This is a genomic window from Pengzhenrongella sp., from assembly GCF_036565025.1.
In the GTDB taxonomy this organism is placed as follows: domain Bacteria; phylum Actinomycetota; class Actinomycetes; order Actinomycetales; family Cellulomonadaceae; genus Pengzhenrongella.
Genome location: NZ_DATCNW010000308.1, coordinates 1 through 5,428, shown reverse-complemented (window position 1 = coordinate 5,428; position 5,428 = coordinate 1). Strand labels below are relative to the sequence as shown.

The following is a 5,428-nucleotide window of genomic DNA, read 5'->3' as shown; positions in this document are numbered from 1 at the left end:
CCCCTGCCCCTGCCCCCGCCGACAGCGCCAGACCCGGCCCTGACCGTGCCGTCACCATGGCCGGCAAGCATCGACCTCGGCCCGCTTCAGGACCACTTCGCGCACACGGTGCGTGATCGCCTCGCCGAGGGTTGGTGGGTTCGCAACCCCGACGTCATCCGCAAGATCATGAACAATTTCGGACGACTACCCATGTTCTGGGATTCGCACAGCGGCCAGTGCGGTGAGTTCGCCGACCTCGGCGAGGAATGGGTCAAGGACTACGTCACCGCGAACCATCCCGGCTCGAAGATCGATCAGGTCGTCTACCAGTACCCGACGGGCCACTACGACGGGACGGGCGGCGGCGTCGCCGAACTCGTCGACTCCGTCATGCCGAACCATGCCGCGACCCGCATCATCCTGCCCGACGGCCAACGCGTGATCGCCGACTTCTGGGACTACTTGGGTCCGTCCCAGGGCGAACCACCCCGTCTCGTCCCTGAAGGTGAATGGGCCGAGAAATGGGGCAGGCACATCTACGGAAACCTGCGCCGCTCCGCCGACGAGGACCTCTTCACCCAATTCGTCGACCGCTTCGGCGAGCGGGACGGCCTTGCGCACCTGCGAACAATGATGCATACCAAGGGACGCGGCGAAACCTTCGAGCTCCTCCTGCGATCGTGGCAGCGCAACCCGTGGTAGCAGACGCGCAACGCGCCATCGAGCGCCGCGCCACCGACATCCGGACCCGCGTCCTGGCCGGCTCCCTCGCTCCGGGCGACGCGACCGGCGACTTCGAGGACTGGGTCCTCGACCTCGACGGCTACCGCCTGCTCCTGCACCCGCCAACCGGACAATGGCTCGGGTACGACCGGGTTCACAACACCTGGGAACCCACCGGGATCGGCTCCGGGGAAGCGACGTTCACGATCATCGATGGGCGCCTCGCCGCCGATCGCTCCGGGCCGATCGCGGTGCCGACCGCCGCGCCGGCGCAGGCGTCGGCACCGGTGACCGCACGACGACGTCGCCGCCGCAGGCCAGTGCGTACCCGGTGGCGGATCTTGTCGCGGCTCTCCCTCGTCATCGGACTCATCTCGACTGGCCTCGGCATCTTCCAGCTTGTGACGCACGAGCACGGGACGTCCCCGACAGGTCCGACGGCGGCAAGCCCGGTCGCGGTGTCGTCCGTGGCGTGCGCAGGCGACGGCTGGGCATTGAAGAGCCCCGCCGGCTGGACGGACGCCGGCGCTGGGGGCCCGTGCCGGACGTTCACACCCGGCCCCGAATCGGATGTCACGCTCCCGGACGCGGTCGCCATCCACGCCCGCCCGCTGGACGGCGACGACCAGTACCGCCTCGAGAAGCTGAGAGCGGGACATGACATCATCGAGAGCGCCCAGAAGACCGTCGGCGGCTTCCCCGCCCTGCGGATCGTGTACCCCGATGACCGGCCGGGCACCGCCGACACCGTCGAGTACGTGATCTACCGGCCGGACTCGGTGTTCTCGCTGCAAGCCGTCGGCGTGTACCCGTTCGACCTCGACACCGTCGGGGCCACCCTCGACGCGATGGCCGAATCACTACGGTTCTAAGCCGCGGCGGACCCGCTCGCACGTGCGCGTGTTTGTGATTTTCGTCGCACAGGCGCACTCTGGTAGCGCGGCCAGGCACACTCGACGCCCCCGCGGGTTCAGAACCGAGCTCCCTCACCAGCGCCCCAGTCGGCTGACGCGCACGCCAAGCGCAACCGTCGCCTCCTAGGACGACCAGAAGGACTCGACAATGAGCATTCGCGCGTGCCGCACGGCCTGCAGACCCCTCGCGGGTCTCCGCCTGCACCGGGCCACCTCATGAGCCGCGACCTCGAGCTGACCGTGCTCGTCTACTTCGATCCGCTCGCCGGAGTCGTGATCAGCATCGGCGGGAACGTCGGCGCCGGCTGCGTCGCCGAGCTGTGCGAAGCCATCGAACGCTCCGTGACGCTCGCGCACCGGCGGGCACGCGTCGATCTGACCAGTGCCCTGGTGGCCGACGACGCGCTGGAGCAGCTGCGGCAGCTGTGCGGCCAGTTCGCCGAGTTCACCCCGCCGACCAGCCGGGAGCCCGAACCGAACTGGGCGTGATCGACGGGTCCGAGAAGGGCTCCTCGACGATCGCGTGTCCCGGTGGGTGGCTCCGGCCTCGACTACCGGGCGCGGCCGCGAGTCAGCGGGGCACTCCCGTGAGCAGGTCGGCGGCGAGCTGCCTGATCCGGCCCCGGATGTCGTCCACGGTGAGTCCTCGCACCTCGGCTAGGTGCCTGAACAGGTCGTTGTGCACCGTGGACATGATCACGTACGCGAGGAAGTCGGCGTCGCCGTCGGGGCGCGCCCGCGCGATGAGGTCGACCAGCCGAGCACGGATTTGAGCGCACGCGCCGCCCCACGGGGCACCGCCGACCTCCGCGTGCAACGCGTCGATCAGCGGGCGGTAGAACAGGTACTGCTCAAAGATCACGTCGACAAAGGCCAGCGCCTCCTCCACCGGGTCGGTGCCGTGGTCCAGCACCGCGCACGCAGCGCGGTCGATGGCCTGCTCGTACTGGTTCACGAGGGCGGTCAACAGGCCTAGGCGGCTGCCGAACCGGCGGAACACGGTGCCCTTTCCCACGTCGGCGAGGCGAGCCACCTCGTCTATCGAGACCGCCACCGCGCCGCTGTCCCGGACGAGACATTCCGCCGCGGCAAGGATCGCCCGGCGGTTCCGCGCAGCATCAGCGCGCTCCACAACGTCCACCTCGCGTGCTCCTTCACATCCGGACCTTCAGTCCTGTTACCTTAGCCGAGGACACAAGCGGACCGCCGGTCCGAATCGAACCTGAGGAGACGACATGGCAACCCTGGGCATCATCGGCAGTGGCCGGATCGGCACGGCAATCGCACGCCTGGCCGTCAACGCAGGAATCGACGTCGTCATGGCGAACTCCCGCGGACCGCAGACACTCGCCGACCTCGTGAGCGAGCTCGGCGAGCGGGCAACGGCCGGCACTCCGGAGCAAGCCGCCGCTGCCGGCGACCAGGTCGTGGTGACGATCCCGCTCGAGAACTTCCGGGCCCTGCCCGCGGAGTCGCTGGCCGGCAAGGTCGTCCTGGACACCATGAACTACTACCCCCATCGCGACGGTCGGATCCCGGCGCTGGACTCGGAGCAGCTCACCACCAGTGAGATGGTCCAGGAACACCTGTCCGGGGCCAGGACCGTCAAGGTGTTCAACAACATCTTCTGGAGCCACATCCCCGAGGTCGCCCGGCCCGCCGGCGCCCCCGACCGCAGCGCGCTGCCGATTGCCGGCAACGACGCGCAGGCGAAGGTCGAGGCAGCCGCCCTGATCAGCGCCCTGGGGTTCGAGACCGTCGACGTCGGGGCACTCGCCGACGCGTGGCGCTTCGAGCCGGAGACCCGCGCCTACGTCCGGCCCTACGCCGCCGACCGCACCGCCTCGATGGCTCAGATTCGGGACGGCGCGCCCGCGGGCCCGCTGTCCGCCGCCGACCTGCGATCCCTTCTGAACCGGGCGGAACGCGTGCGCGTCGCCGACCGGACCTTCTAGCAGCCGCCACGCCCTATTCCCCGACACCCAGTTTCAAGGAGACTCCACCCATGACGTTCTTTGCCGTCACCTACGTACACCCGGATGCCGAGGGATGGGCCGAGCACCTCACCGCCCACCTGGAGTACCTGCAAGAACTCGTCCTGCAGGGCACGGTGCGAGCCTCGGGAGGTCTTGTCGGCACTCCGACGAAGTCCGCGCTCCTGATCATGTCCGCGGCGAACCGCGAGGATCTCCTGGCGGTGATCGCGAAGGACCCGTTCCAGATCCATGGACTGGTCAGCGACATGAGCGTGAACGAGTGGGATCCGATCTTCGGCACGTACCACGACGAGTCCAGCCGGGCCTTTCCCGAGTTCACGCAATAGTCGGCCCGGTCGCTGGCTGCGCTCAGCGCCGCACCGCCGTCCACCCGGTCGCGGCGAACGCCTCGGGATGGCGCTCGCCATCGAGCAGGACGGACCCCCCACCGGTCACCCTCACCCCGTCGACGACCACGCCGCGCCCGAGGTTCGTCGCGTCCGTCGCGAACCGCCACCGCACCAGCAGCTGACCCGCGGCGCCGTCGGCCCGACCGAGATCGGCGGCGGCTCGCCACCAGGTGCGGTGGCCGCTGCCCGCGATCGTGCCGTCGCGGGGCACGACGCCGCCGCGGTCCCGGGTCGTGAACGGCACGGGCTGCCACGTCGTGCCGCCGTCCGACGAGGCCTCGAGCGCCAGCACGTCCGTGGCCTCGGTGTCGACGAACAGGTCGAAGCTCAACCGCCCGCCCGAGGCCGGCAGCTCGACCGGAGCCTGCAACACCGACGTCGTCGCGTCGAGCGAGGGGGTCGCCCACGCGGTCGGGCCGTGCCGCGGCAGCACCGCGAGCGACAGGGCCAGCCCCTGCGCCACCGCGCGCCGGACCGGGTTGACCGATCCCCAGTTGCGTGAGGGGTGCACGCGGTTGCTCAGCAGGATCGCGAACGACCTCGAGGTGAGGTCGAGCACCAGGGACGTCCCGGTGTACCCGGTGTGGCCCGCGGTGCGCGGCCCCGACAGCCCGCCCATGTACCAGCGCTGGTTGAGCTCGAGGCCGACCCCGTGGTCGTTGCCCGCAAATGCAGCGTTCTGGTTGGTCGTCATCGCCTCGACCGAGCCCTCGGACAGGATCCGGTGGCCGCGGTAGGAGCCACCGTTGAGCAGGGTCTGGGCCAGCACTGACATGTCGGCCGCCGTCGAGAAGACCCCGGCGTGGCCGGCGACCCCGCCCAGGGACCAGGCGTTCTCGTCGTGCACCTGCCCGCGCACCATGCCGCGCGCCGGGACGGCCTGGAACTCGGTGGCCGCGGCGCGGTCGAGCTGGCTGCCGGTCGGGTTGTAGCCGGTGTCGACCATGGCGAGCGGGGTCGTGATGCCGTCGGCGACCAGCCGATCCAGCGAGCGTCCGGAGACCCGCTCGGCGACGACGCCGATCGTGATCATCCCGATGTCGCTGTACAGGTACTGGGTCCCCGGTGCCGAGACCGGCTTCGCGGTCAGCGCCGCCTGGATGCGGGACGCCCGATCGGGATAGGCGCTGTACAGCGGCAGCCACGCGGGCAGGCCGCCCGTGTGGGTGAGCAGCTGCCGCACGGTCACGCCCTCCTTGCCGTTGGCGGCGAACTCGGGGACGTAGGTGGCGACCGGCGCGTCGAGGTCGACCCGGCCGGCCTCGACCTGCTGCATCAACACGATCGAGGTGAACAGCTTCGAGACCGATGCCATGTCGTAGACGGTGTCCCGCGCCGTCGGCACCCACTCGTCCTTGGGCAGCTCGGTGCCCGCGCCGTCCGCGTACCGGACCGCCCAGCCGGTGGCCTGGCGGGCCACGAC

The 5,428-nt window shown here is 70.1% G+C and carries 7 protein-coding genes; 5 read left to right on the top strand and 2 right to left on the bottom strand.

What is annotated here, in order from left to right; all coding sequences use genetic code 11:
- From VIM26_RS17870 to VIM26_RS17860, 3 genes are all read left to right on the top strand, one after another.
- Positions 1 to 684, top strand: a 684-nt coding sequence (locus tag VIM26_RS17870; RefSeq protein WP_331953643.1) for a hypothetical protein, incomplete at its 5' end; no start/stop codon positions are given.
- On the top strand, positions 663 to 1,577 hold the full coding sequence (locus tag VIM26_RS17865; protein WP_331953641.1) for a hypothetical protein: 915 nt from the start codon (positions 663 to 665) through the stop codon (positions 1,575 to 1,577). The genes VIM26_RS17870 and VIM26_RS17865, both read left to right, overlap by 22 nt.
- Before the next feature lie 258 nt (positions 1,578 to 1,835).
- On the top strand, positions 1,836 to 2,108 hold the full coding sequence (locus tag VIM26_RS17860) for a hypothetical protein (protein WP_331953639.1): 273 nt from the start codon (positions 1,836 to 1,838) through the stop codon (positions 2,106 to 2,108).
- Positions 2,109 to 2,190: 82 nt separating this feature from the next.
- Here the strand turns inward: VIM26_RS17860 and VIM26_RS17855 are convergent, their stop codons facing one another.
- On the bottom strand, positions 2,191 to 2,760 hold the full coding sequence (locus VIM26_RS17855) for a TetR/AcrR family transcriptional regulator (protein WP_331953637.1): 570 nt from the start codon (positions 2,758 to 2,760) through the stop codon (positions 2,191 to 2,193).
- A 94-nt stretch (positions 2,761 to 2,854) separates the two neighbouring features.
- On the opposite strand from VIM26_RS17855, the gene VIM26_RS17850 reads away from it, so the two are divergent.
- Complete coding sequence (locus tag VIM26_RS17850; RefSeq protein ID WP_331953635.1) at positions 2,855 to 3,574, top strand: NADPH-dependent F420 reductase; 720 nt, start codon at positions 2,855 to 2,857, stop codon at positions 3,572 to 3,574.
- Positions 3,575 to 3,624: 50 nt separating this feature from the next.
- Positions 3,625 to 3,942, top strand: coding sequence for a YciI family protein (locus VIM26_RS17845; protein ID WP_331953633.1), 318 nt, complete (start codon positions 3,625 to 3,627; stop codon positions 3,940 to 3,942).
- Between the two features lie 22 nt (positions 3,943 to 3,964).
- Here VIM26_RS17845 and VIM26_RS17840 read toward each other — a convergent pair.
- Positions 3,965 to 5,428 (bottom strand): serine hydrolase domain-containing protein (locus VIM26_RS17840; RefSeq protein WP_331953632.1); only part of this gene is annotated, 1,464 nt, incomplete at its 5' end.

Coding starts and splice junctions, on each gene's coding strand:
- VIM26_RS17860 (WP_331953639.1), top strand. CDS start 1,836: ATGAGCCGCGACCTCGAGCTGACCGTGCTCGTCTACTTCGATCCGCTC.
- VIM26_RS17850 (WP_331953635.1), top strand. CDS start 2,855: ATGGCAACCCTGGGCATCATCGGCAGTGGCCGGATCGGCACGGCAATC.
- VIM26_RS17845 (WP_331953633.1), top strand. CDS start 3,625: ATGACGTTCTTTGCCGTCACCTACGTACACCCGGATGCCGAGGGATGG.